We start from the raw sequence: 22,524 nt of genomic DNA, 5'->3' as shown, positions 1-22,524 counted from the left end.
ACACTTTTTGCCGCTGTTTCTTTCATTTTGCCTGCCGTTTTCCTGAATTCGCCAGCCGTTGCTGCAATGAGGCGTAAATCCTGGAAGGCGCTTCGCAAGGCGAAAAAGCTTCCGTCGCGGCTCGCGGCATTCTGCAGCAGACTCTCCGCGAGGTGATGGAGGAGGGGACTGCAATGCGTAAAGGAGGGTGGTGGCTGGCGTTAGGGATGTTCTCTGCCAGCGCGCTGGCGACGTGTCCGGACTGGCCGCCGGCCAGAGGAAGGCAGGAGACATCACGCCTTCATCAGCAAATTGTCGCCTGGAAAGAGGCTTACTGGCGGCAGGGCGCCAGCGGAGTGAGCGATGACGTTTACGACCAGCTCACTCTGCGCCTGGCGCAGTGGCGACAATGCTTTCCGGGCGCGACGCCTGAGGATGACGATCTGCCTCCGCCCACCGGCGATGCGCGTCATCCGGTGGCCCATACCGGCGTGCGCAAGCTGGCGGATGAGGACAGCGTTGCCCGCTGGATGAAAAATAAATCCGACCTGTGGATACAGCCTAAAGTGGACGGCGTGGCGGTGACTCTCGTTTATCGCCAGGGGCGTCTGGTTCAGGCCATTAGCCGCGGCGATGGTCTACGCGGTGAGGCATGGACCGCCCGAGCGCGGCAGATCCCGGCGCTGGCGAAAGTGATGACCGGTGAACTGGCCGACAGCGTACTGCAGGGGGAACTGTTTCTGCGCCGGGACGGCCATGTCCAGCAGCAGGCCGGGGGGATGAATGCGCGGGCGAAAGTCGCCGGGTTGATGATGCGAGCCGACGCGGCGGCTGCGCTCAGTCAACTGGACGTTTTTATCTGGGCCTGGCCAGACGGCCCGTCGGATATGCGCCGTCGTCAGAAGCTGCTGGCGCAGGCGGGGTTTAAGTACAGCGGACAATATACCCATCCGGTGTCGCGCATCGAGCAGGTGGCGCAGTGGCGCCAGCGCTGGTATCGCTCGCCGCTGCCCTTCGTCAGCGACGGTGTGATTGTGCGCGAAGGACGCGAGCCGCCGGGGCGAGTCTGGTCGCCCGGAAAGGGCGAGTGGCTGGCAGCCTGGAAATATCCTCCGGCATCGCGGGTGATGCAGGTACGGGCGATCCGTTTCAGTACCGGCCGCAGCGGCAGACTCAACGTGGTGGCCGAGCTTGAGCCCCAGCGGCTGGATGATAAACGCGTGCAGCGGGTTAACGTTGGCTCTGTGTCCCGCTGGCAGATGCTGGATATTGGGGTTGGCGATCAGCTGCAGATCAGTCTGGCAGGGCAGGGTATTCCTCGGGTCGACGCCGTCGTCTGGCGGACGGCCGAGCGCCATAAACCGACGCCGCCGCCGGCGAAATTTAATGCGCTAACCTGCTATTTCGCCACCCCTGAGTGCAGCGAACAGTTTCTTTCCAGGCTGATCTGGTTGTCATCAAAGTCCGCCCTGAATGTCGATGGCGTGGGGGAAAATTTATGGCGCGTCATTCAACAGCAAAACCCGATGACGCATATCTTTTCCTGGCTGGCGCTTACCGTTGAGCAGCTGCAGGCGGTGCCAGGGATTTCCGCCGCCCGCGGGCAGCACCTCTGGCATCAGTTTGATCTCGTTCGCAAACGACCTTTTATCCGCTGGGTGCTGGCGATGGGGATCCCGGTGCCGCAGGGGGCGCTGGCGCAGCTCGAAAGCGAGAACTGGCATCTGCTGGCGGCAAAAAGTGAAGCGCAATGGCGCACGCTGCCTGGCGTGGGGGAGATCAGAGCCCGCCAGCTGGTGGCTTTCCTGCACCATCCGGACGTGGTGGCGCTGGCGCAATGGCTTAGCGGGCAGCGCATCCCCGGATTTTAAGGCGGTTAGTGGGCGTCATGGGTGTAGTGGAAGACCGGTAGCCCCAGTTTCCAGCGCAGCGCCAGCATGCGGGCGGTAAAGCCGAACAGCAGTGTAGCCAGCACCACCACATCGTGGCTGCTGACGTAATGTTGCAGAGCAATATAGAGTACGGCTGCGGCAAAGGAGATCCCGGCATACAGCTCTTTCTGGAAGACCAGCGGAATGCGTTTGCAGAACATATCGCGCAGTACGCCGCCGAAGACACCGGTGATCACGGCGGCAATAGAGGCGATAACCGGGCCTTCGCCCATGTCCAGGGCGATCTGCGCGCCGATGATGGAAAACACGATCAGCCCCAGCGCGTCCAGCACCAGAAACAGCCGACGAAGGTGCGGCATCACCGGAGCGGCAATGGTCGTGAGAACGGCGGCGACGGCGACAATGATGACATATTCGGGATGCTTCACCCAACCAAGAGGATAGTGCCCCAGCAGGATATCGCGAACGGAACCCCCGCCCAGCGCGGTCGCTGTGGCGATAATAATGACGCCAAACGTATCCATCCGCCGGCGCCCGGCAGCCAGTGCGCCGGTCATGGCTTCCGCGGTGATACCGATTAAATACAGAACATGAAGCAGCATAGATCCCCCCAGGTAATGGCGGGCAGGTTAACGATTTGTGCGCAGGATCACGATTGAGATTTTCTAAAGCGAATCATTTACGCCAGGAAAAATTAATGGAAATAGTATCTGTGATGGCTTGATTTAAAGGTTTATTGGTTTTTTAGGGATTTTTATTGATTAGAAAAAGTAATGCTAAGTGAAGCGATGGGTATCACTATCGAAAACACTTTGATTACGCAATGTTTAAGTCTCGTCCTTTATTCTTTTATTTTTCCTTTTCAAGGCCTGAGAAAATGAGCGTCGCCGCCGGGAATAAAAATCATCTGATCCGCCTGATAGCCGTGGTATTAACCGGGATTCTGGCCGGTCTGTCCGGCATGGTTTTGGCACTAATTTTACACGCGATTCAGCACCTGGCTTTTGGTTACAGTTACGGGCAGATCGTCGGTTCGGTGTCATTTTTACAGGGCGTCACGGAGTCGTCCTGGCCACGCCGCATCGTGGCAATCGTGGCCGGCGGCGCCGTCGCCGGATTTGGCTGGTGGCTGCTTGGTCGCTATGGGCAGAGGCGGGTTTCCATTGCGGCGGCGGTGGCCAACCCCTGCGTACCCATGCCCGCGGGCACCACGACGATCCACGCGCTGCTGCAGATCGTCACCGTAGCGCTGGGCTCCCCGCTTGGCCGCGAGGTGGCGCCCCGGGAAATGGGCGCGCTGGGGGCGGGGATGGTGGCGCGTAAGCTGCGCCTGCTGGAAGATGAAACCCGCACGCTGATTGCCTGTGGGGCGGGCGCAGGTCTGGCGGCGGTCTATAACGTCCCGCTGGCCGGGGCGTTGTTCAGCCTTGAGGTCATGCTGCTGTCGTTTAGCTGGGAAAAAACACTGGCGGCGATAATGACCTCGGCGATTGCCGCCTGGACGGCCACCCTGGGGTTAGGGGATGAATCGCAATACCATTTTGTTTCCAGCGCACTTCCGCACACCTTTCTCTGGTGGGCGATTCTGGCGGGCCCGATTCTTGGCACCGGCGCCTGGCTCTTTCGCAAAGCGACCAGCGCGGCGCGTTCACGCGCGCGAAGTAACTGGCAGATGCCGGTGTTCTGTCTGCTGGGGTTTTCTCTTCTTGCCATCCTGAGTCTTTATTTCCCCGAGCTTCCGGGCAATGGCAAGGGTCCAATGCAGCTGGCGCTCAGCGACGGGCTGCCTCTTTCCATGGTCGCTGTCCTGTTAGTATTGAAGATGGTGGTGATTCTGGCGGTGCTGCGCGGCGGCGCGGAGGGTGGATTGTTAACCCCAGGGCTGGCGGTGGGCGGATTGGTCAGCCTGCTGCTCTGCGCGCTCTGGCAGCTCGGCTTCCCTGGCGGTGATAAAAGCAGCTTCGCTGTGGTGGGGGCGGCCGCGTTTCTCGCCGCCTCCATGCAGATGCCGCTGACCGCAGTGGCGCTGGTGATGGAGTTTACCCACATGGATCACAGCTATCTGGCTCCAGCGCTGCTGTGCGCGGCAGGGGCGTTTTTAACCTGCCGGGTGCTGGATAAAAAATAGGCTTACCGAGCCGCGGTGAAAGTCAGGGAGGGGGCCGTTGATCCTGAAAGTAAAATCAGCCGCGTTTTTCCCTGATGGTTGCCTCATGGTTAATAAGCCATATTTTTCGTGCAATGCCGCCGCCGTAACCGGTCATCGAACCATCTTTGCCGATAATTCGATGGCACGGGATGATAATCGCGACGCGGTTAGCGCCGTTTGCAGCAGCCACCGCGCGCGTGGCCGTTGGTTTACCTATCTCCATCGCAATCGATTGATAATGCGTCGTCTCACCGAAGCTAACGTGCTGTAAACGGCGCCAGACCGCTCGCTGGAATTCGCTGCCTGGGGTATCAAGCGCCACCTCGAACGATTGACGCTGTCCGGCGAAATACTCCGTTATTTCCTGTTGCGCCTGCCTGGTGTGGGCATTTTCACCTGCGATGATGCTGGCGTTGAACCGCCGCTGCAGGTCGCTGAATTCTGACTCCAGCGCTCGTCTGTCGACAAACTCCAGCAGACAAATTCCCCGTTGCGTTGCACAAACAAACATTGGCCCTAACGGGGTGGTAAAACGATGAATTAAAACAACCTGGCGTTGCGCGCTGGGTGCGAAACCGGTCAATTTTTTGCAGGTATAGCCGAAGCCGCTTAAGGACTCGTAACCGCTATCGAAAGCGACATCGGTAGTTGAGCGGCCTGCTTTTAATTCCTGAAGCGCCATATTCAAACGCTGCATCCGTTGAAAAGCCTGAAAGGTGATCCCGTGGTTTTGCAGGAACCAGCGGCGAACGCGTTCCGGGCTAATATCGTGCTGACGTAGCTCGCTATCGCTGAGGCGGACCTTTGGAGCTTCTCGCAGCAGGCGGAGCGCTTGTTCAACAAAGGCGGGGGCCGTCCGGGCATTCTCCGTCGGGCGACAGACTTTGCATGGCCGGAAGCCGGCATCCAGCGCGGATTTAAAGTCATTATAAAATTCGACGTTTTCCCGCCGGGGTTTTCGCGCCCGACAGACCGAGATACAAAATACGCCGGTGGTTTTCACGCCGACGAAAAAAACGCCGGTGAATTCCACCGCGTGTTCAAGCAGCGCCTGATACCAGATATCGCACTGCATGCTGTCGGTAATTTTCATGGTCAAAAAACACCTGAGAAAGAGTGTTGGGTTTGCACCTGACATAATAAGTCTTTCAGTCTGGCCTGCGTCGCAGCATAAATAAAATTGCCCATCGAAATTCGTTTTACGCCCAGTGTCGATAAGGTGCTGAAGTCAGCCAGCTCAGGCATACACATTACGTTTAAGGGTAAAGGCACGTGGTGAACGATGGCGGTAATATCCTCCGCGCGGGTGACGCAAGGCACAAAAAAACCGCATGCGCCGTGTTTGGCGTAGAGTTGACCGCGATAGAGCGTCTGAACCAGCGCATCTTGTACGTTGAGAAGAAAGGTATCGGTGCGGACATTAACAAACAGACCGGGACAGGCGCGGGTGATTTCCTGCAGTTTGACGGCAAAGCGCTCCGCATCGTCAAGACGACGCGTACCATCCACCACATGGCTATCCTCGAGATTTATTCCACTCACGCCGAGATGCGCCAGACGCCGGATATTATCAATGATGTGGCTGGTTGTCGCGCCGTAGCCCGCCTCTAAATCGACGCTTAACGGCAGTTCGCTAACGGTTTTGATGCGTGAGGCGACATAAAACAGCTCGTCAAAACTCATCTCTTCGCCATCTTCATACCCTAACATTGCGGCGATAGCAGCGCTGGAGGATCCCAGCGCCTGATAACCAGCCTGCTGAGCAGCCTGAGCGCTGCTGGCATCCCAGACATTGGCAAGCAACAAAGGTTGGTGTTGCTGGTGAAGCGCATTAAAGTCCATTCTTTTCTCTCGCGGTAGTGTTTTCCTGACTGTGCCGCGTTGTGCTTATTTGCCACAACCGAAAACTGGACGACTATTTTTTATAAGTAGATTCTTATCATTCGCCCGTGAGAGAGATAAATAAAAAGGCCATGATTTATCATGGCCCTGGATACCGAAATACATTAACAAACGAGAAAGCGTTACTCGATATTCTGGATTTGCTCGCGCATTTGCTCGATGAGTACCTTCAGCTCAATCGCGGAGTTGGTCACCTCGGCGTTAATCGATTTTGACGCCAGGGTGTTCGATTCACGGTTGAACTCCTGCATCATAAAGTCGAGACGGCGACCCACAGCTTCTTTCTTCTTCAGAATGTTATAGGTCTCTTTAACGTGCGCTTCGAGACGGTCCAGTTCTTCGGCAACGTCGATACGCTGCGCCATCAGCACCAGCTCTTGCTCAAGGCGGTTATTTTCCAGCTGCACTTCCGCATCTTCCAGCTTGGCGACCAGACGCTCGCGCTGCCACTGGAGAATTTCCGGCATATGAGCGCGAACTTTCGCCACTTCGCCGCTCACGCCTTCAAGCCGCTGCTCGATAAGCGCTTTCAGGGCCTGGCCTTCCGTTTCGCGGGCGACGATGAAGTCGTCCAGCGCGCCGTCAAGAGCGGCCAGAATGTCGGCGGCGATGGCGTCGAGATCCTGCTCTTTGGCGGCCATCACGCCCGGCCAGCGCAGGATATCAACCGGGTTGATTTCCCCTTCATCGCTCTGCATTTTCACCCAGTTGGCAGCGTTTACCAGCTGTTTAGCCAGCTTTTCGTTGAGGATGAGTTCACCCTGAGCGCTGGGATCTTGTTCAAAACGCAAGGTGCATTCGACTTTACCGCGAGTCAGGCGGGCGCGAATGCGCTCGCGTACCACGGGCTCCAGACTACGGAACTGCTCCGGCAGGCGGAAGTACGTTTCCAGATAGCGCTGGTTTACCGAGCGCAGCTCCCATGCGGCGCTACCCCAGTCACCCTTGATTTCACGGCGGGCATAGGCGGTCATACTGCGGATCATAGGCGTTCCTGTTTTCGTAATAATGAATGCAAGGATTATAGCCGTGCGGGCGGTGACTTAACAGGAATAGTGATGAAATACTTCAAGGACGATTGTTTTAAGGGATATCGCCGCAAAGTTATTTTCACCAGGGGCTGTAGGTGGGGTTATATATTATGGGAATCCGTAGTTAATATTTTCTGATATTAGATACGGGCATGGAATTCGGATGCCTTTGTACAAATGCATATACCACCAGACAAGCTATTCTGTGAGTTTTAGGAAGTATAACCACCAGAAATGAGATAGGGTATTACCTTTAAGCATTATGTATGTTTTTTTTGCATTGATTACTATAAATTTATTAAAACTTTGGTGATTGTATTTATGGTGAGAATACTGTTGTATTAATTATATCTAATTGTTTTGTTTTGGCCTTTTTAAGTTTTATGCGGTATTGTCCGACTGAAAGAACGCTAGTATAGTCGTTTAAGATGAGTTCTATAAAAAGGATTTTAATATGGACGCTATCTTTGACAGAGTCGTAAGGGAATTTTTTCCAAATACAACCATACCTTTTTGGAAAAAATGGCTGTTCAGGACGGCATTTGGCAATAAGGTATTTTCTCGCTTAATATATAACGAGCGACTCGTTAATAAAAATGGGGTCGAGTGGGTTAATGCAGTTGTTGAACTCCTTGAGTTGAAATGTGAAAGCGAACGCCACCAATTTAACAACATACCTGAGCATGGGGCTACGGTTGTTATTTCAAATCATCCGACGGTTATCGATGGACTTAGCTTAATACATACGGTCTCCCGAGTCAGGAGTGATATAAAAATAATAGCTAATCACGTTTTGCCAATTATATTCCCCCAGGTATCGGAACTTACCATTGGAATTGAGAATATGGCCGGTAAGATGAGCCATAAAAAATTCCGCGAGATGAACGATCACCTGCGAAAAGGAGGCGTATTGATTATATGTCCTGCGGGTAAGCTAGCTAACTGGTCTCTTTCCGGGTTACAGGAGCATAAGTGGAACCCCGGTTTTTTACAGCTTGCTATGAGAAATAATGCAGCATTGGTACCAATTCATATTACGGGAGCAAACAGTAAGATTTATTATCTTACTGCAACATTCTGGCGGCAACTGTCGAACATGATGGTTATTCGTGAAGCTCTCCGCCATCATGGCAAGACCATGAAAATCAATATAGGACAGCAAATAGCCTTATCCTCGTTTAAAGAATACAATAAAGATCTTTCTGCCGCGGCAAATGTATGTTTGACGCACCTCCAGAGTATAGCGAAGAATGGCCCGGCTCTGTTAGATACGATTGCGCCGCAAGAATTAGAACCAGGTAAAGAGGAGCTAATTAGCGCAATAGAGGAGTGCGAAATATTAAGGCAGTTTGAAGACGGTAGAAAACTAGTGATATATCGCTGTAATACTAACCGAACCTCACCCATTATTGATGAGTTAGGGCGCTTACGCGAACGCTGTTATCGCGATATTGGTGCCGGAACTGGTAACGACCGAGATAACGATGTTTTTGATGAAAGTTATTATCATATCATTTTGTGGGATCCTTCTGATGTGGAAATCCTGGGAGCATATCGTGTTATGCCCGTTGGCGAGCAGCTGGCCCAACATGGTGTAACAGGCCTCTATAGCAACAGCTTGTTTAAATACCATGATAATGCCTATTCCTGTTTAGAGAAGTGTGTGGAAATTGGCCGCGGTTTTATTCAGAAACCTTATCAAAAAAGTAAGGTGCTTGATTATTTATGGCAAGGGATATTTGACTTTATAAAAAGATATCCGGACTATAAATACTTGCTGGGTGTGCTGACCATTCCTGGAGCTTTTCCTGAAAAAGTACAGAAACTCATCATCAGTTTCTATAATATATATTTTCCCTCGACAGCTGATTTTTGTACGCCGATAGCATTGTTCACTGCCGAAAATGTACAGGATGATACTCCATTTTGTGGCGAAGATTTTAGAGCAGACTGGAGCATGCTTAATCACCTGCTGAGAGAAGAAGGTTATGAACTTCCCTGGCCTTTTAAACAGAGTGCTAAATGGTTCTCCCCGGGCGGATCGTCGATTCTTGCATTCACAAAAGATGATTCTTTTAATTCGATAGCTGGGTTAAATCTGAGCTCTATAGATAAATTGAATGAAAGCTACGTTAAGCATTATTTAAGAGATTAAACTGACGATGATTGTCCGGTCCTGGAGCGAGCGTGCCTCAATCCAGACCGTAGTGATAAGGGAAATGATATGCGTATGGATGCGTTTTAATGCGAAAGCCAATAAATGTATTTATTATATTGATATCGGTGCTGATACACACCGGGTGTGATAACAAACCAGATAACATGTTATCCGGTTATTCACATGGAGAATTTGTATACCTTTCATATTCTGGTAATGAAAAAATAGAACGGATCTTGATCAGTAAAGGAGATAACGTCGCCGCAGGACAGGAGTTAGTGAAGATTGAGTCCTTCGATGCGCAAAATATTTTCCTGCGCGCTGAGGAAAAGCTATCAGCAGAGAGCGCTCTATTACGAAATCTGGAATCTGGCGAACGGCCTGAAGAGCTGGATATTATACGTTCGCAGATTAAAAAAGCACAATCGGCAGAATCCCAGGTAAAGCGGCAGCTTGGGCGATATCGTAATCTTTACGCCAATCATGCCATATCGCTTGCGGAATGGGAGGATATCCGGGATGAATTAACTCAAAAAGGCGCACAGGTTGAAGAGTTAATTAATCAACTCAAAGCACGGCAACTCCCTGCCCGGCAGGATGAGATTAGCAAGCAGCGCTCAATGGTGGCCGCGGCAAAACTCGAACGGGATAAGGCGCTGTGGGATGTCCAGCAAACGACGATTGTTTCTCCGGTCAATGCTAAAGTCTTCGATATTATTTATCGTGCCGGGGAGCGCCCTTCTGCTGGTAAACCAATAATCAGTCTGTTACCTCCTGAGAATATAAAAGTACGCTTCTTTATACCCGAAGCGAAGCTCGGTAAATTTAAAATCGGATCTAAGGTAAAACTTATATGCGATGGTTGCGCTGAGCCCATTGCTGGCGTTATTAACTATATCAGCCCTGAGGCCGAGTTTACGCCTCCAGTTATTTATAGTACGAAACGTCGTGAGAAGCTCATTTTTATGGCGGAGGCTATCCCTGCGCTGCAGCAGGCAGGGCGGATGAAAATCGGCCAACCGTTTGATGTGGAGATTATTGGCGATGAATAATCTTTGTATTGATGTAAAAAATCTCAATAAACATTTTGGCGAGCATCACGTCGTAAAGGATTTCTCTTTACAGGTAGCAAAAGGCGAGATCTATGGTTTTCTCGGTCCGAACGGTAGCGGAAAAACGACATCGATTCGAATGATGTGTGGTTTGATTACGCCGGATTCCGGTGAAGGTACTTGTCTGGGTATGGATATCTTTACGAAGCGGGAAAAAATAAAAAAAAAGATAGGCTACATGACCCAGTATTTCTCAATGTGGGGAAATTTAACTATTCGGGAAAACTTACTTTTTATTGCGCGGTTATATAGCCTCGATCAGCGTAGAGATCGGGTTGAACGTGCGCTTTCTGAGTTAGGCCTCACTGCCCGACAGCACCAGCTGGCTAAGGAGCTTTCTGGGGGCTGGAAGCAAAGAATGGCCCTCGCCGCCTGTATGTTGCATGAACCTGTTTTGCTATTTCTGGATGAGCCGACTGCTGGCGTGGATCCCAAGGCGCGGCGAGAGTTCTGGCAAATGCTGCACCAGCTTTCTGACCGGGGGATCTCGATACTGGTGAGCACGCATTATATGGATGAGGCTGAGCGCTGCCATAAGGTTGCCTATCTCTCTTATGGTCGGCTGCTGGCGAATGGCACTATTGCGTCGATTATCGCCTCCCAGAATTTGATTACCATGCGAACCAGCGGCGCCGGTCTGACGCTGCTTGAAAGCCAGCTACAGCGCTTGCCGGATATTGAGCAAACGGTCATTTTTGGCAATCAGCTTTATATTACATCCAGAGATGAAGCGAAGTTAAAATCCGCGCTTTTTGCCTTTACGCAACAGGGTTATGAGTTCTGTAAGGTGGATACCAATCTGGAAGATGCATTTACCTACTTGATGAAAAATAATTGTGAAAAAAATTAATTTTAGCTTCTCCGTTACGCGGTGGATTGGCGTGGTTATTAAGGAAATTCACGAGCTACGCCGTGATAAAGTCAGCATCAGTATGGTGCTCCTGACACCTCTTTTTCAGCTGATCATTCTTGGCTATGCCATCAATATGGATCCGCATAATCTTCCGACCGCCTTACTAAATTATGATACCGAACGCATGAGTCAAATCTTTGTGACGGAAGCGCAAAATACCGGGTATTTTTCGATGATTCCTGTCGATTCAGAAGAGGCGGCGCAGAAAGCCTTTGTGCGGGGGGATGTCACTTTTATCGTGACGATCCCTGAAGGGTTTACGCGCAAGTTACTGCGTGGAGAAAAGCCACAACTATTAATTCAGGGGGATGCCATCGATCCGATCACCACGGGGAATGCGCTCAGCGCCCTTGTGCAGGTGGCGAAGTCGATGTTTCAGCACGATTTGCCGGGCGACATGCGTGTGGTGCAAAAAGAGGATGATTTCGAGCTTATCATTCATCGCATGTTTAACCCTGAGGGGATAACCCAGTTTAATACTATTCCCGGTATTATGGGGTCTATACTCAGTACAACGTTAATCCTGATGACCGCCCTGTCAATTACCCGCGAGCGAGAAAACGGGGCGTTAGAAAATTTACTGGTCTCTCCGTTGTCCGGGCTTGAGGTCATTATTGGGAAAATAACGCCTTTTGTTATCATTGGTCTGTTTCAGGCGACGTTAATCCTGATTGCCGCCGTTTTGTTGTTCGATATCCCCCTTCACGGTAGCGTCTTCCTACTATTTTTTGTGCTGTTAATTTATGTCTTTCTTTGTCTGTCAATTGGTATCGGTATTTCTGGCTTAGCACAAAACCAGCTGCAGGCGCTGCAAATGTCCTCTTTTTACTTTATCCCTTCCATTATGCTGTCCGGCTTTATTAGCCCCTTTATTAGTATGCCTGACTGGGCGAAAGCCATTGGCTCCTGTTTACCGCTGACCTACTTCATCCGCCTGGTTAAGGGCATTATGCTGAAAGGCTATTCAGCAACGGCATTGTTGCCTGACCTCTTGCCGCTGATAGGCCTGGCGGTGATTGTCATTGGCGTGGGGTTGAAATCTTATCGTAAAACGCTGGACTGACATTATCGGCGCGTCCGGCTGGAGTGGGCATAGGCTTTTTGCCATGAAATTCGTATAATGCGCCCTCACATTCGTTTCAAGCCGGAGATTTCTATCATGCGTCCAGCAGGCCGTAGCGCTAATCAGGTGCGTCCCGTCACCCTGACCCGTAATTACACAAAACACGCTGAAGGCTCCGTGCTGGTCGAATTCGGTGATACCAAAGTGCTGTGCACTGCCTCTATTGACGAAGGCGTTCCGCGTTTCCTGAAAGGCCAGGGCCAGGGCTGGATCACCGCTGAATACGGCATGCTGCCGCGTTCTACGCACACGCGTAACGCGCGTGAAGCGGCAAAAGGCAAGCAGGGCGGCCGGACGATGGAAATTCAGCGCCTGATTGCCCGTGCGCTGCGCGCAGCGGTTGACCTGAAAGCGCTGGGCGAATTCACGATTACTCTCGACTGCGATGTACTGCAGGCCGACGGCGGCACCCGCACTGCCTCCATTACCGGTGCCTGCGTGGCGCTGGCCGATGCGCTGAATAAGCTGGTCGCCGCCGGCAAGCTGAAAACCAATCCGATGAAAGGGATGGTGGCCGCGGTCTCCGTCGGTATCGTAAATGGCGAAGCCATCTGCGATCTGGAGTACATCGAAGACTCCGCCGCGGAGACCGACATGAACGTGGTGATGACCGAAGATGGCCGTATTATTGAGGTGCAGGGCACTGCGGAAGGTGAGCCGTTTACCCATGAAGAACTCCTCACTCTCCTGGCGTTAGCCCGAGGGGGGATCGAGTCCATTATCACGACGCAGAAGGCGGCGTTAGAAAATTAATGATTAAGGCGACTGAGAAGTCGCCTTTTTTTTGCGCTTTATCCTTCATCACACCTGCGAAGGGGAGCGCGCAGTCTGACAATGATGAAAAGTACCAAAGGAGCGAATCCATGAAGCCGTATCAGCGCCAGTTTATTGAGTTTGCGCTTAGCAAGCAGGTTCTTAAGTTTGGCGAATTCACGCTGAAATCCGGGCGCAAGAGCCCCTATTTCTTCAACGCCGGCCTGTTTAACACCGGGCGCGATCTGGCTCTGCTAGGCCGTTTTTATGCCGAGGCGCTGGTGGATTCCGGAATTGAGTTTGACCTGCTGTTTGGCCCGGCCTACAAAGGAATCCCAATCGCCACCACCACCGCGGTGGCGTTAGCCGAGCATCATGACCGCGATCTGCCTTACTGCTTTAACCGCAAAGAGGCAAAAACCCATGGCGAAGGCGGCAATCTGGTCGGTAGCCCGCTGCAGGGCCGGGTAATGCTGGTGGATGACGTGATCACCGCCGGTACGGCGATTCGCGAATCCATGGAGATTATCCAGGCCCAGGGCGCGCAGCTGGCGGGCGTTCTGATCTCCCTGGATCGTCAGGAACGCGGCCGCGGCGAGATCTCCGCCATTCAGGAAGTGGAGCGGGATTACGGCTGCCAGGTTATCTCAATCATCACTCTGAAAGAGCTGATCGCTTACCTGGAAGAAAAGCCGGAGATGGCGGAACACCTGGCGTCAGTTCGCGCCTATCGTGAAGCCTACGGCGTCTGATGATGCGCCCGGCAGCCTCGGCTGCCGGATTTCCGCTATATCAGCTTAGCGCCCTGCGCATTGACGTACAGCGAATAGATTGACGTGCTGGACGCCATAAACAGACGATTGCGCTGTTCGCCGCCAAAGCACAAGTTCGCGCAGCGCTCTGGCAGTTTAATGGTGCCGATATGCTTACCCTGTGGGTTGAAGATCCGCACGCCGTCGAGTTCTTCGTTTCCGCTTCCCCATCCGCACCACAGATTGCCGTCTGCGTCGCAGGCGATCCCATCGGCGGTACCGTTCCCACAGTCGAGATATACCCGTTTATTTTTCAGCGTATTGCCTTCCACATCCCACGCCAGAATTAAGCGGTTCGGTGTCGCCCGGCTTTCCACCACGTATAAGGTCTTTTCGTCCGGCGAGAAACACAAACCATTTGGCCCTTTTACGTCGCCCAGTACCACGCTCAGTTTGCGGCTTTCCGGCTCCAGACAATAGACGTTTTGCGGCAATTCTGATGTTGCTTTGTGGCCTTCGTAAAAACCACTGATGCCAAATGGCGGATCGGTAAACCAGATGGTGCCGTCTGACTTCACAACGATATCGTTTGGAGAATTGAGGCGATGACCCTGGTAGCTATCGGCCAGTACGGTAACAGACCCATCGTATTCGGTACGCGTAATGCGGCGGGTGTCGTGCTCGCAACTGATTAAGCGCCCCTGTCTGTCGCGGGCGTGACCATTGCTATAATTGGCCGGGTAGCGAAAGACGCTGGTTTCTCCGCTGACTTCATCCCAGCGCATGATGGCGTTATTCGGAATGTCGCTCCACAGCAGCATTCGCATGTCGCCGAACCAGACCGGGCCTTCCGCCCAGCGGAAGCCGCTGGCGATGCGTTCGACCTTTGCGCTGGCAAGCATATAGCGACGAAAGCTATCATCGACGGCCACGATGCGTGGGTCTGGATAGCGTTCAGAGGGGGCCCATGCTGCGAAGCTTTTTTGACTGACCAGTAGCGATGCGGTTGCCAACCCGCCTATCTTCAGTAAATCCCGCCGTGACGTCGCCATCAAATCTCTCCTTGTCGGGTGGTGTTGGGGGAGGGTGAAATGTTCAGCAAGCTGGATAGTAGGAAAGGAAAGCGGAAACGCGCATTGGGCAATTCAACCAATGGCCCTGGGATTTGCGACAAACTCACGCAGATTGCGAGGAGAATCATGCAGCCTGGCGGCTGCATGTGAGGATTTACTGCAGCTGTGCGGCGACCAGCGGCCAGCGGGCGTCGAAATCATCCGTCGGACGATATTTGAACTCGCTGCGCACAAAGCGCGACAGCATGCCCTCGCAGAAAGCCAGCAGCTGGCTGGCCAGCAGGGTTTCGTCGAGGGTGTAGCCTTCGCCTTCGCGCATTTTTTTCTCGCGCATCACCTGGCGTAGCTGCGCTTCGATGCGCTCAAAAAGCTGGTTGATGCGACCCTGAAGCCGGTCCTGTTCGAACATCAGCGCGTGCCCGGTGAGGATACGCGTCAGCCCAGGATTACGCTCGCCAAAGCCAAGAATCAACAGAACGATCAGGCGCAGGCGCGCGGTGGTGTCCTTTTCATCTTTCAAAATCAAATTGATGCGCGTAATCAGACTGTCTTCAATGAACTCGATCAGGCTGTCAAACATGCGGGTTTTGCTGGGAAAATGGCGATACAGCGCGGCTTCAGAGACGCCGACGGAAGCCGCCAGTTTCGCGGTGGTAATACGCTGACTACCATCGCTGGATTCCAGCATCAGCGCCAGAGATTGAAGTATTTCTTCGCGACGATTCCGTTTCGCAGTTTGCTTTTCTGCCATGTTTTAAAATACCCCTGAAAATAAGCACTTGTCAGGCAGACATCCACAACGCGACCGCAAACCAGGGCTTGCGGTAATGTTATTGCGTTATGCGCGTTGGGATGCAGATTCCGTGTTGCTGGGCTTATTTACGCCCTGAGTGACCGAAGCCGCCTTCGCCGCGGTCGGTGGCATCGAAGGATTCCACCAGGTTAAATTCCGCCTGAACGACCGGCACAAAGACCATCTGTGCGATACGTTCGCCCGGCTCGATAATAAAGCTCTGCTGACCGCGGTTCCAGACGGACACCATCAGCTGCCCCTGGTAATCGGAGTCGATAAGGCCCACCAGGTTGCCCAGGACTACGCCATGCTTATGACCCAGGCCGGAGCGCGGCAGGATCACCGCCGCCAGAGAGGGATCGGCGATATGAATCGCAAGGCCGGTCGGCAACAGCGTGGTTGCGCCCGGCGCCAGCTCTACGGCGTCGTCGAGACAGGCTCGCAGGTCAAGTCCGGCGGAGCCGGAGGTGGCATAGGTCGGCAGCGGAAATTGCTGGCCGACACGCGGGTCCAGAATCTTAACGTCGATTTTTTTCATCATAACGGGTCACGATCTCGTCGAGTAATAATTGGCCCAGGAGTTCCTTGCGCTCAAGTGGTAAGCGCTTTTCCCCATCCTGCCAGAAAAGGTGTAGTGCGTTGCTGTCGCTGTTAAAGCCCTGATTAGGCTGGGAAACATCGTTGGCGCAAATCAGGTCGAGGTTCTTGCGGGCACGTTTTTGCCGCGCATATTCTTCCACATTATTCGTTTCGGCGGCAAACCCAACGACGTAGGGGCGATGTGATTTTAGCGCCGCGACCCCGGCCACGATATCCGGGTTTTTAACCATTTTTATTGTTAATTCATCACCTTGTTTTTTTATTTTATCTTCGGCGATGACGGCGGCGCGGTAATCCGCTACTGCGGCGCAGCCAATAAAAATGTGCTGCTGCTGGGCGCCAGCCTGGACGGCCGCTTCCATCTCCAGCGCGGTAGTGACATCAATGCGCTGCACAAACGGCGGGGTCGGTAGCGATACCGGCCCGCTGATCAAGGTCACGTTCGCGCCCCGCTGCGCTGCGGCGGCGGCAATCGCGAAGCCCATCTTGCCAGAGCTGTGGTTGGTGATATAACGCACCGGATCCAATGGCTCACGGGTCGGGCCCGCGGTAATCATGAGGTTGAGATGTTGCAAATCTTTGACAGGGGAGGCGAAATGCTGCGCGGCCATGTCTACGATAGTTAACGGATCGAGCATTCTCCCCGGGCCGACGTCGCCGCAGGCCTGGCTACCGCTGTCTGGTCCCCATAGCAGCAGCCCGCGGGTAGCGAGCGTCTGCAGATTATGCTGGGTGGCCTGCGCGCGATACATCTGCTGGTTCATGGCGGGCACCACGGCAACCGGGGATGGGGTGGCAAGACAGATCGTCGACACCAGATCGTTGGCCATGCCGGCCGCCACGCGAGCGATTAAATCGGCGGTCGCTGGGGCGAGGATCACCAGGTCGGCCCATTTACCGAGCTCAATATGGCCCATTGCCGCTTCCGCCGCCGGATCGAGCAGGCTGTCGGAAACCGGATAGCCGGATACCGCCTGCAGGCTGAGTGGGGTGATAAACGCTTTTGCCGCCTCCGTCATCGCGACACGCACTTCCGCGCCGCGTTCACGCAGCCGGCGCACCAGTTCCGGGGTTTTATACGCCGCGATGCCGCCGCTGACGCCCAGGACGATTTTTTTACCCGCCAGAGTCATCATGATGTCTTCCTGTTGCCGTAGACCAGAATCCGCGCATCTTATCACAATCCTGCCGCCGTCGTGTCTCTGCCGGGCATTCACTTTGCGAGCGGCTACGCAGGGTGAAAATCGACGGGTCGGCAGCGCCGTCAGGCTGTGCCAGGATAGGCTGATTCACCCAGGAGGGCGCATGGACGGAATGGAAAATCTGATGCCACGGGAGAAGATGCTGCAATACGGCATCGAAACGCTAACGGATGTTGAGCTGCTGGCGCTTTTTCTGCGCGTCGGCACGCGTCGTCAGGATGTGCTCAGCTATGCCCAGGCGTTACTACAGCGTTTTGGCTCACTCTACGCTCTGCTTTCCGCTGATAAAGCGCAACTGATTGCTGTGGACGGACTGGGGCTGGCGAAATATGCGCAACTGAAGGGCATTGCCGAGCTGGCGCGACGCTATTTTAGCTCGCAGCTGGTCGAGGAGGCCGCGCTGGTCACCCCCTCGATGACGCGCGAGTTTTTACAAAGCCAGCTGACGGAAGAGGAGCGCGAGATCTTTATGGTGATCTTTTTAGATAATCAGAACCGGGTGTTGAAACATAGTCGTCTTTTTTCTGGTACTCTTAGCCACGTTGAGGTGCATCCGCGAGAAATTGTACGCGAAGCCATCAAAGTGAACGCCGCCGCCGTGATCCTTGCGCATAATCATCCCTCCGGTAGCCCGGAGCCAAGTCAGGCCGACAGACTGATTACCGAAAGGGTGATAAAATGTTGTAGATTCATGGAGATACGCGTGCTTGATCATCTGGTTATCGGCCGCGGTGCGTATGTATCTTTTGCCGAACGTGGCTGGATTTAGCCCCGAACTGGCGATCCTTCGGGATCTTTGTCTGTTCGGGACTTGAGCACATCGCCGAGTCAGCGTATACTACGCCACCTTTGAGAATCTCGGGTTTGGCATTTGGGCCTGGCAGTCGAGAGTTCACATTGAACTGCGATGACCAGGCTGTAAAGCCTGACGAGGCGCCAATACCCCATACGAAGCTCGAGCTAATTTGATTTTTGGAGAATAGACATGTCCCGAGTCTGCCAAGTTACTGGCAAGCGTCCGGTGACCGGTAACAACCGTTCCCACGCACTGAACGCGACTAAACGCCGTTTCCTGCCGAACCTGCACTCTCACCGTTTCTGGGTTGAGAGCGAGAAGCGTTTTGTCACCCTGCGCGTATCTGCTAAAGGTATGCGTGTAATCGATAAGAAAGGCATCGATACAGTTCTGGCTGAACTGCGTGCCCGTGGCGAAAAGTACTAAGTACTTAGAGGAAATAAATCATGGCTAAAGGTATTCGTGAGAAAATCAAGCTGGTTTCTTCCGCTGGTACTGGTCACTTCTACACCACCACGAAGAACAAACGTACCAAACCGGAAAAAATGGAACTGAAAAAGTACGATCCGGTTGTACGTCAGCACGTTATCTACAAAGAAGCTAAAATTAAATAATTTTAGCCTCCTTGTATAAAAACCCCGCTTCGGCGGGGTTTTTTGTTTTTAAAACTCCCCCATATTGCTTTCACATACTCCCTTTTCAGTCACCTGTCCGTGAAGCACAATACGTCGGGTAAACGGAGGAAAATCATGCCTGAATTACCAGAGGTTGAAACCAGCCGTCGCGGCATCGAGCCGCACCTGGTTGGCGCAACCATTCTGCACGCCGTCGTGCGCAACGGACGGCTGCGCTGGCCGGTTTCCGAAGAGATCTATCGCCTGAGCGACGTTCCGGTTCTCAGCGTGCGTCGCCGCGCCAAATACCTGCTTCTGGAGCTGCCGGACGGCTGGATCATCGTCCATCTTGGGATGTCGGGGAGCCTGCGCATCCTGAGCGAAGAGCTGCCTGCTGAAAAACACGATCACGTTGACCTGGTCATGAGTAACGGCAAGGTGTTGCGCTACACCGATCCACGCCGCTTTGGCGCCTGGTTGTGGACCAGAACGCTGGAAGGCCATCCGGTACTGGCGCATCTTGGCCCGGAGCCGCTCAGCGACGCGTTCAACGCCGACTATCTCCAGCAAAAATGCGCGAAGAAGAAAACCGCGATCAAACCCTGGCTGATGGATAACAAGCTGGTGGTGGGCGTGGGGAATATCTACGCCAGTGAATCGCTGTTCTCCGCCGGGATCCATCCTGACCGGCTGGCGTCCTCGCTGTCGCGGGAAGAGTGTGAGCAGCTGGTGAAGGTGATTAAGCTGGCCCTGCTGCGTTCGATAGAGCAGGGCGGCACCACGTTAAAGGATTTCCTGCAAAGCGATGGCAAGCCGGGCTACTTCGCCCAGGAGCTACAGGTCTATGGCCGCAAGGGCGAACCCTGCCGGATCTGCGGCATGCCGGTCGTCGGGACCAAACATGCCCAGCGGGCGACCTTTTATTGCCGTCAGTGCCAGAAGTAGTTCTCAGGAACAGGAATGTTTGTCGGCCAGGTCAGCGGGCCTGCGGGTGCGCATCTGGTGGGCCGGGGGCGTTTGTAGTCTAGGTCAGCGTAGCGCCATCTGGCACAAAGACCGGGACAGAGCCGGTGTGAATGACCCAGCGGCGCAGTGCTGCGCCAGCCAATATGGCTCATGTCCCGGCAGATGCGTTACTTCAGCTTATTCAACAGCGCCTGATGCACATTAGCTGGCAGAAAGTGAGAAACGTCGCCCTGGTGGCGCGCCACTTCCTTCACCAGTGAGGAAGAGATAAACGACCACTCTTTGCACGGCATCAGAAACACGCTCTCAAGGGTGGGCATCAGGTGGCGGTTCATATGAGCCAGCTGCATCTCATACTCGAAATCCGCCACCGCCCGCAGGCCGCGGATCAGGATATTGGCCTGCTGCGCGCGCGCGAAATTGGCCATCAAATCACTGAAGCCGATAACCTCCACGTTCACCAGGTGGGCCGTCGCCTGCTCTGCCAGCGCAATGCGCTCATCAAGGCTGAACATCGGCTTTTTACTCGGGCTGGCGGCGATAGCCAGCACCACTTTATCGAACATACTTGCCGCGCGGGTGACAATATCGATATGACCGTTGGTGATGGGGTCGAAGGTACCCGGATAGATCGCTTTTGTGCTCATGATGACTCTTTCTCCGAGTAGCCGTGGCTCAGCGCCCACAGCTCGGTATATTTCGTAAACGTATACTGCGCGTTGACCATCGCCAGTAACCATCCCTGTTTACCGTCCAGCACCCCACCGCGCAATAGCAACGTCTTGAGGAACGCGCCCAGCGTATGGCTGAAAATCCCTGCCATCGAGGTCTTCTTGCCTTTCTGGTGACGCTCAAGCGCCCATGCGGCGGCATACGCCAGCTGTTTTTGCTGGAAGCCAGCGAAGTCGCGGCAGGTCAGGTGCAGGAGATCGCCGGTCAGCGGAATAACCTCGGCGCCCAGGCTATCCAGCGATTCATGGACCAGATTATCGTTATAGCGGTAACGGGCGCGTTCGTACAGGCGCAGGACGCGATCGGGATACCAACCGCTGTGGCGCATAAAGCGTCCGAGAAAATAGTTACGGCGGGCGATACTGTAGATGGCGCCGCGCTGGGGGGCGTCCAGTACCTTAAGAATAGCCTGCCTGAGTTCTGGCGTGACGCGCTCATCGGTATCGATCATCAACACCCAGTCGCCGGTGGCGTAATCCTGCGCGCGCTGGCGCTGAATGCCATAGCCTCGCCAGTCGGTATGGGTATAGACCTGGGCGCCGAGGCCGCGGGCCAGCTCAACGGTGTTGTCGGTGCTGCCGGAGTCGAGGACGATAATTTCATCCGCCCAGCTAACGGAGCCCAGACAATCCGGCAGCAGGTCGGCGGCGTTTTTAGCGATCATCACCACGGAAAGCCGGTTCGACATTAATGACTCCGCTGCGGCAGGTAAGGTTGCAGTAACTGTAGCAGACGCGACAGCGCGCCCTGGTTCTGATGCAGCACTTCCACCGCGTGACGGCCATACCACAGACGGTAATCTTCATCGGTCAGGAGCGTGGACACCTCCCTGACCAGCGAATCGGCATCGGTAACGGTGATCAGGCCATCGTCCTGCTGCAGCTTGGCGCAGATATCTTTGAAGTTGAAGGTATGCGGACCCATCAGCACCGGAATGGCGTGCGCCGCCGGCTCTAGCGGGTTATGGCCGCCGCGCTCCACCAGGCTGCCGCCGACGAAGGCGAGGTCGGCAATGCCGTAGAGCAGCATCAGCTCGCCCATGGTATCGCCAATGACTACCTGGGTACTGGAGGAGGGGATCTCGCCGGTGCTGCGCAGAGTAAAGCTCATCCCAGCCTTTTGTACCATCTCACGGGCGTCAGGGAAGCGCTCCGGATGGCGGGGAACAAGGATCAGCAGCAGGTTCGGGAAAGTCTCCAGCAGTTTTTTATGCGCCTGGAGGATGATTTGTTCTTCACCGTCGTGGGTGCTGGTGGCAATCCAGACCTTGCGGTGCGGTGCCCATTGCCGACGCAGCGTCACCGCCCGGGCCGCCAGCTCTGGCGTTACGGAGATATCGAATTTCAGGCTGCCGGTGACCGCCAGCTGGTTGCGCTTCAGCCCCAGAGAGAGGAAGCGGTTACCATCTTCTTCATTCTGCGCGGCGATAAGCGTAATGCGGCTCAACAGGCGGCGCATAAAGCCGCCCAGTTTGGCATAGCCTTTGGCGGAACGTTCGGACAGGCGCGCGTTGGCGATCACCAGCGGGATCTTACGCTTATGCAGCGCGGCCACCATATTCGGCCACAGCTCGGTCTCCATAACGATCACCAGCTTCGGCTGAACGGTGTTCAGGAAGCGGTTCATGGCGCCGGGCAGATCGTAGGGCAGATAGACGTGATGAACATCTTTGCCAAACGCCGACATGGCGCGCTCGGAGCCGGTCGGCGTCATGGTGGTGACAGTGATCGGCAGAGAAGGGTAGCGGTGGCGCAGGGCGCGGACCAGCGGAATGGCGGCTAAGGTCTCGCCGACGGAAACGGAGTGCAGCAGAATGCCATCCGGCTCTACCTTGTTCTGACAGAAGCCATAGCGTTCCGCCCAGCGTTTGCGATAGGCAGGAGCCTTACGACTGCGCAGCAGCAGCCGCAGCCACACCAGCGGCTGAATAAGGTAAAGTAGGGTGGTATAAAGCAATTCCAAACTATTTATCCGTTCTCTGTTT

The 22,524-nt window shown here is 54.2% G+C and carries 24 protein-coding genes; 12 read left to right on the top strand and 12 right to left on the bottom strand.

Annotation, left to right across the window (positions count from 1 at the left end; all coding sequences use genetic code 11):
* Window positions 1–173 precede the first annotated feature (173 nt).
* Window positions 174–1,850: an NAD-dependent DNA ligase LigB gene (ligB, locus tag DR88_RS02930; RefSeq protein ID WP_025860754.1), complete on the top strand. Its 1,677-nt coding sequence runs from the start codon at window positions 174–176 to the stop codon at window positions 1,848–1,850.
* 5 nt (window positions 1,851–1,855) lie between these two features.
* Here ligB and DR88_RS02935 read toward each other — a convergent pair whose 3' ends face one another.
* Window positions 1,856–2,473: a trimeric intracellular cation channel family protein gene (locus DR88_RS02935; protein ID WP_002922654.1), complete on the bottom strand. Its 618-nt coding sequence runs from the start codon at window positions 2,471–2,473 to the stop codon at window positions 1,856–1,858.
* A 275-nt stretch (window positions 2,474–2,748) separates the two neighbouring features.
* On the opposite strand from DR88_RS02935, the gene DR88_RS02940 reads away from it, so the two are divergent.
* Window positions 2,749–3,999: a chloride channel protein gene (locus tag DR88_RS02940; RefSeq protein ID WP_009308789.1), complete on the top strand. Its 1,251-nt coding sequence runs from the start codon at window positions 2,749–2,751 to the stop codon at window positions 3,997–3,999.
* A 55-nt stretch (window positions 4,000–4,054) separates the two neighbouring features.
* Here the strand turns inward: DR88_RS02940 and DR88_RS02945 are convergent, their stop codons facing one another.
* The 3 genes from DR88_RS02945 to DR88_RS02955 form a co-directional block, all read right to left on the bottom strand.
* Window positions 4,055–5,113, bottom strand: coding sequence for a bifunctional transcriptional activator/DNA repair enzyme AdaA (locus tag DR88_RS02945; protein ID WP_032443998.1), 1,059 nt, complete (start codon window positions 5,111–5,113; stop codon window positions 4,055–4,057).
* A 2-nt stretch (window positions 5,114–5,115) separates the two neighbouring features.
* Window positions 5,116–5,862: an isocitrate lyase/PEP mutase family protein gene (locus tag DR88_RS02950; RefSeq protein ID WP_025860756.1), complete on the bottom strand. Its 747-nt coding sequence runs from the start codon at window positions 5,860–5,862 to the stop codon at window positions 5,116–5,118.
* A 182-nt stretch (window positions 5,863–6,044) separates the two neighbouring features.
* A complete protein-coding gene (locus tag DR88_RS02955; RefSeq protein ID WP_002922636.1) occupies window positions 6,045–6,908 on the bottom strand; it encodes a YicC/YloC family endoribonuclease in 864 nt (287 codons plus the stop codon).
* 499 nt (window positions 6,909–7,407) lie between these two features.
* On the opposite strand from DR88_RS02955, the gene DR88_RS02960 reads away from it, so the two are divergent.
* On the top strand, window positions 7,408–9,108 hold the full coding sequence (locus tag DR88_RS02960) for a bifunctional lysophospholipid acyltransferase family protein/GNAT family N-acetyltransferase (RefSeq protein ID WP_004150206.1): 1,701 nt from the start codon (window positions 7,408–7,410) through the stop codon (window positions 9,106–9,108).
* Between the two features lie 37 nt (window positions 9,109–9,145).
* On the opposite strand, the gene DR88_RS31110 is transcribed toward DR88_RS02960, so the two are convergent.
* Window positions 9,146–9,277 (bottom strand): hypothetical protein, encoded by a 132-nt coding sequence (locus DR88_RS31110; protein ID WP_004150204.1) that lies wholly within the window; start codon window positions 9,275–9,277, stop codon window positions 9,146–9,148.
* Between DR88_RS31110 and DR88_RS02965 the strand changes: the two genes are divergently transcribed.
* From DR88_RS02965 to pyrE, 5 genes are all read left to right on the top strand, one after another.
* A complete protein-coding gene (locus DR88_RS02965; protein WP_274789616.1) occupies window positions 9,237–10,163 on the top strand; it encodes an HlyD family secretion protein in 927 nt (308 codons plus the stop codon). The genes DR88_RS31110 and DR88_RS02965 overlap by 41 nt on opposite strands.
* Window positions 10,156–11,073, top strand: coding sequence for an ABC transporter ATP-binding protein (locus DR88_RS02970; protein ID WP_025860759.1), 918 nt, complete (start codon window positions 10,156–10,158; stop codon window positions 11,071–11,073). Before DR88_RS02965 ends, DR88_RS02970 begins: the two co-directional genes overlap by 8 nt.
* Window positions 11,060–12,199, top strand: coding sequence for an ABC transporter permease (locus tag DR88_RS02975; protein WP_002922603.1), 1,140 nt, complete (start codon window positions 11,060–11,062; stop codon window positions 12,197–12,199). The genes DR88_RS02970 and DR88_RS02975 overlap by 14 nt, the downstream gene beginning before the upstream one ends.
* 96 nt (window positions 12,200–12,295) lie before the next feature.
* Window positions 12,296–13,012, top strand: coding sequence for a ribonuclease PH (rph, locus tag DR88_RS02980; protein WP_002922602.1), 717 nt, complete (start codon window positions 12,296–12,298; stop codon window positions 13,010–13,012).
* A 110-nt stretch (window positions 13,013–13,122) separates the two neighbouring features.
* The gene (gene pyrE, locus DR88_RS02985) at window positions 13,123–13,764 is read left to right on the top strand and encodes an orotate phosphoribosyltransferase (protein ID WP_004173904.1); all 642 of its coding nucleotides are present in this window, start codon (window positions 13,123–13,125) and stop codon (window positions 13,762–13,764) included.
* Between the two features lie 35 nt (window positions 13,765–13,799).
* On the opposite strand, the gene DR88_RS02990 is transcribed toward pyrE, so the two are convergent.
* The 4 genes from DR88_RS02990 to coaBC all read right to left on the bottom strand — a co-directional run bounded on the left by DR88_RS02990 (window position 13,800) and on the right by coaBC (window position 17,363).
* Window positions 13,800–14,816, bottom strand: a complete 1,017-nt coding sequence (locus DR88_RS02990) for an SMP-30/gluconolactonase/LRE family protein (protein WP_004150200.1) — start codon at window positions 14,814–14,816, stop codon at window positions 13,800–13,802.
* 175 nt (window positions 14,817–14,991) lie between these two features.
* Complete coding sequence (gene slmA / locus DR88_RS02995; RefSeq protein ID WP_002922598.1) at window positions 14,992–15,588, bottom strand: nucleoid occlusion factor SlmA; 597 nt, start codon at window positions 15,586–15,588, stop codon at window positions 14,992–14,994.
* Window positions 15,589–15,712: 124 nt separating this feature from the next.
* On the bottom strand, window positions 15,713–16,171 hold the full coding sequence (dut, locus tag DR88_RS03000; RefSeq protein WP_004145270.1) for a dUTP diphosphatase: 459 nt from the start codon (window positions 16,169–16,171) through the stop codon (window positions 15,713–15,715).
* Window positions 16,149–17,363: a bifunctional phosphopantothenoylcysteine decarboxylase/phosphopantothenate--cysteine ligase CoaBC gene (coaBC, locus tag DR88_RS03005; protein WP_004188117.1), complete on the bottom strand. Its 1,215-nt coding sequence runs from the start codon at window positions 17,361–17,363 to the stop codon at window positions 16,149–16,151. The genes dut and coaBC overlap by 23 nt, the downstream gene beginning before the upstream one ends.
* A gap of 172 nt (window positions 17,364–17,535) precedes the next feature.
* Between coaBC and radC the strand changes: the two genes are divergently transcribed.
* The 4 genes from radC to mutM all read left to right on the top strand — a co-directional run bounded on the left by radC (window position 17,536) and on the right by mutM (window position 19,787).
* Window positions 17,536–18,201: a RadC family protein gene (radC, locus tag DR88_RS03010; protein WP_002922589.1), complete on the top strand. Its 666-nt coding sequence runs from the start codon at window positions 17,536–17,538 to the stop codon at window positions 18,199–18,201.
* A gap of 216 nt (window positions 18,202–18,417) precedes the next feature.
* Window positions 18,418–18,654 carry a 50S ribosomal protein L28 gene (gene rpmB, locus DR88_RS03015; RefSeq protein ID WP_000091955.1) on the top strand — a complete coding sequence of 79 codons (237 nt, stop codon included), beginning with the start codon at window positions 18,418–18,420 and terminating at the stop codon, window positions 18,652–18,654.
* A gap of 20 nt (window positions 18,655–18,674) precedes the next feature.
* Window positions 18,675–18,842: a 50S ribosomal protein L33 gene (gene rpmG, locus DR88_RS03020; protein WP_002922510.1), complete on the top strand. Its 168-nt coding sequence runs from the start codon at window positions 18,675–18,677 to the stop codon at window positions 18,840–18,842.
* Between the two features lie 135 nt (window positions 18,843–18,977).
* On the top strand, window positions 18,978–19,787 hold the full coding sequence (gene mutM, locus DR88_RS03025) for a bifunctional DNA-formamidopyrimidine glycosylase/DNA-(apurinic or apyrimidinic site) lyase (protein ID WP_025860763.1): 810 nt from the start codon (window positions 18,978–18,980) through the stop codon (window positions 19,785–19,787).
* Window positions 19,788–19,975: 188 nt separating this feature from the next.
* Here the strand turns inward: mutM and coaD are convergent, their stop codons facing one another.
* Genes coaD through waaA form a run of 3 tightly spaced genes read right to left on the bottom strand, consistent with a single transcriptional unit; the run spans window position 19,976 to window position 22,502 of the window.
* Window positions 19,976–20,455 carry a pantetheine-phosphate adenylyltransferase gene (gene coaD, locus DR88_RS03030; RefSeq protein ID WP_002922501.1) on the bottom strand — a complete coding sequence of 160 codons (480 nt, stop codon included), beginning with the start codon at window positions 20,453–20,455 and terminating at the stop codon, window positions 19,976–19,978.
* Window positions 20,452–21,228 (bottom strand): glycosyltransferase family 2 protein, encoded by a 777-nt coding sequence (locus DR88_RS03035; RefSeq protein WP_002922500.1) that lies wholly within the window; start codon window positions 21,226–21,228, stop codon window positions 20,452–20,454. Before DR88_RS03035 ends, coaD begins: the two co-directional genes overlap by 4 nt.
* The gene (gene waaA / locus DR88_RS03040; RefSeq protein WP_004145263.1) at window positions 21,228–22,502 is read right to left on the bottom strand and encodes a lipid IV(A) 3-deoxy-D-manno-octulosonic acid transferase; all 1,275 of its coding nucleotides are present in this window, start codon (window positions 22,500–22,502) and stop codon (window positions 21,228–21,230) included. Before waaA ends, DR88_RS03035 begins: the two co-directional genes overlap by 1 nt.
* Between the last annotated feature and the right edge of the window lie 22 nt (window positions 22,503–22,524).

This window comes from Klebsiella pneumoniae, from assembly GCF_000742135.1.
Lineage (GTDB): Bacteria > Pseudomonadota > Gammaproteobacteria > Enterobacterales > Enterobacteriaceae > Klebsiella > Klebsiella pneumoniae.
Note: the sequence above shows the minus strand (reverse complement) of the source record. Positions and strands in the feature narration are given on the sequence as shown.

What these genes read in the sequence shown, in the direction of transcription:
- DR88_RS02955 (WP_002922636.1), bottom strand. Translation starts at nt 6,908, where the DNA reads ATGATCCGCAGTATGACCGCCTATGCCCGCCGTGAAATCAAGGGTGAC.
- DR88_RS02950 (WP_025860756.1), bottom strand. Translation starts at nt 5,862, where the DNA reads ATGGACTTTAATGCGCTTCACCAGCAACACCAACCTTTGTTGCTTGCC.
- coaBC (WP_004188117.1), bottom strand. Translation starts at nt 17,363, where the DNA reads ATGACTCTGGCGGGTAAAAAAATCGTCCTGGGCGTCAGCGGCGGCATC.
- DR88_RS02935 (WP_002922654.1), bottom strand. Translation starts at nt 2,473, where the DNA reads ATGCTGCTTCATGTTCTGTATTTAATCGGTATCACCGCGGAAGCCATG.
- DR88_RS31110 (WP_004150204.1), bottom strand. Translation starts at nt 9,277, where the DNA reads ATGTTATCTGGTTTGTTATCACACCCGGTGTGTATCAGCACCGATATC.
- rph (WP_002922602.1), top strand. Translation starts at nt 12,296, where the DNA reads ATGCGTCCAGCAGGCCGTAGCGCTAATCAGGTGCGTCCCGTCACCCTG.
- ligB (WP_025860754.1), top strand. Translation starts at nt 174, where the DNA reads ATGCGTAAAGGAGGGTGGTGGCTGGCGTTAGGGATGTTCTCTGCCAGC.
- radC (WP_002922589.1), top strand. Translation starts at nt 17,536, where the DNA reads ATGGACGGAATGGAAAATCTGATGCCACGGGAGAAGATGCTGCAATAC.
- pyrE (WP_004173904.1), top strand. Translation starts at nt 13,123, where the DNA reads ATGAAGCCGTATCAGCGCCAGTTTATTGAGTTTGCGCTTAGCAAGCAG.
- mutM (WP_025860763.1), top strand. Translation starts at nt 18,978, where the DNA reads ATGCCTGAATTACCAGAGGTTGAAACCAGCCGTCGCGGCATCGAGCCG.
- DR88_RS02960 (WP_004150206.1), top strand. Translation starts at nt 7,408, where the DNA reads ATGGACGCTATCTTTGACAGAGTCGTAAGGGAATTTTTTCCAAATACA.
- DR88_RS02940 (WP_009308789.1), top strand. Translation starts at nt 2,749, where the DNA reads ATGAGCGTCGCCGCCGGGAATAAAAATCATCTGATCCGCCTGATAGCC.
- rpmG (WP_002922510.1), top strand. Translation starts at nt 18,675, where the DNA reads ATGGCTAAAGGTATTCGTGAGAAAATCAAGCTGGTTTCTTCCGCTGGT.
- coaD (WP_002922501.1), bottom strand. Translation starts at nt 20,455, where the DNA reads ATGAGCACAAAAGCGATCTATCCGGGTACCTTCGACCCCATCACCAAC.
- DR88_RS02990 (WP_004150200.1), bottom strand. Translation starts at nt 14,816, where the DNA reads ATGGCGACGTCACGGCGGGATTTACTGAAGATAGGCGGGTTGGCAACC.
- rpmB (WP_000091955.1), top strand. Translation starts at nt 18,418, where the DNA reads ATGTCCCGAGTCTGCCAAGTTACTGGCAAGCGTCCGGTGACCGGTAAC.
- DR88_RS02945 (WP_032443998.1), bottom strand. Translation starts at nt 5,113, where the DNA reads ATGAAAATTACCGACAGCATGCAGTGCGATATCTGGTATCAGGCGCTG.
- DR88_RS03035 (WP_002922500.1), bottom strand. Translation starts at nt 21,228, where the DNA reads ATGTCGAACCGGCTTTCCGTGGTGATGATCGCTAAAAACGCCGCCGAC.
- DR88_RS02970 (WP_025860759.1), top strand. Translation starts at nt 10,156, where the DNA reads ATGAATAATCTTTGTATTGATGTAAAAAATCTCAATAAACATTTTGGC.
- dut (WP_004145270.1), bottom strand. Translation starts at nt 16,171, where the DNA reads ATGATGAAAAAAATCGACGTTAAGATTCTGGACCCGCGTGTCGGCCAG.
- slmA (WP_002922598.1), bottom strand. Translation starts at nt 15,588, where the DNA reads ATGGCAGAAAAGCAAACTGCGAAACGGAATCGTCGCGAAGAAATACTT.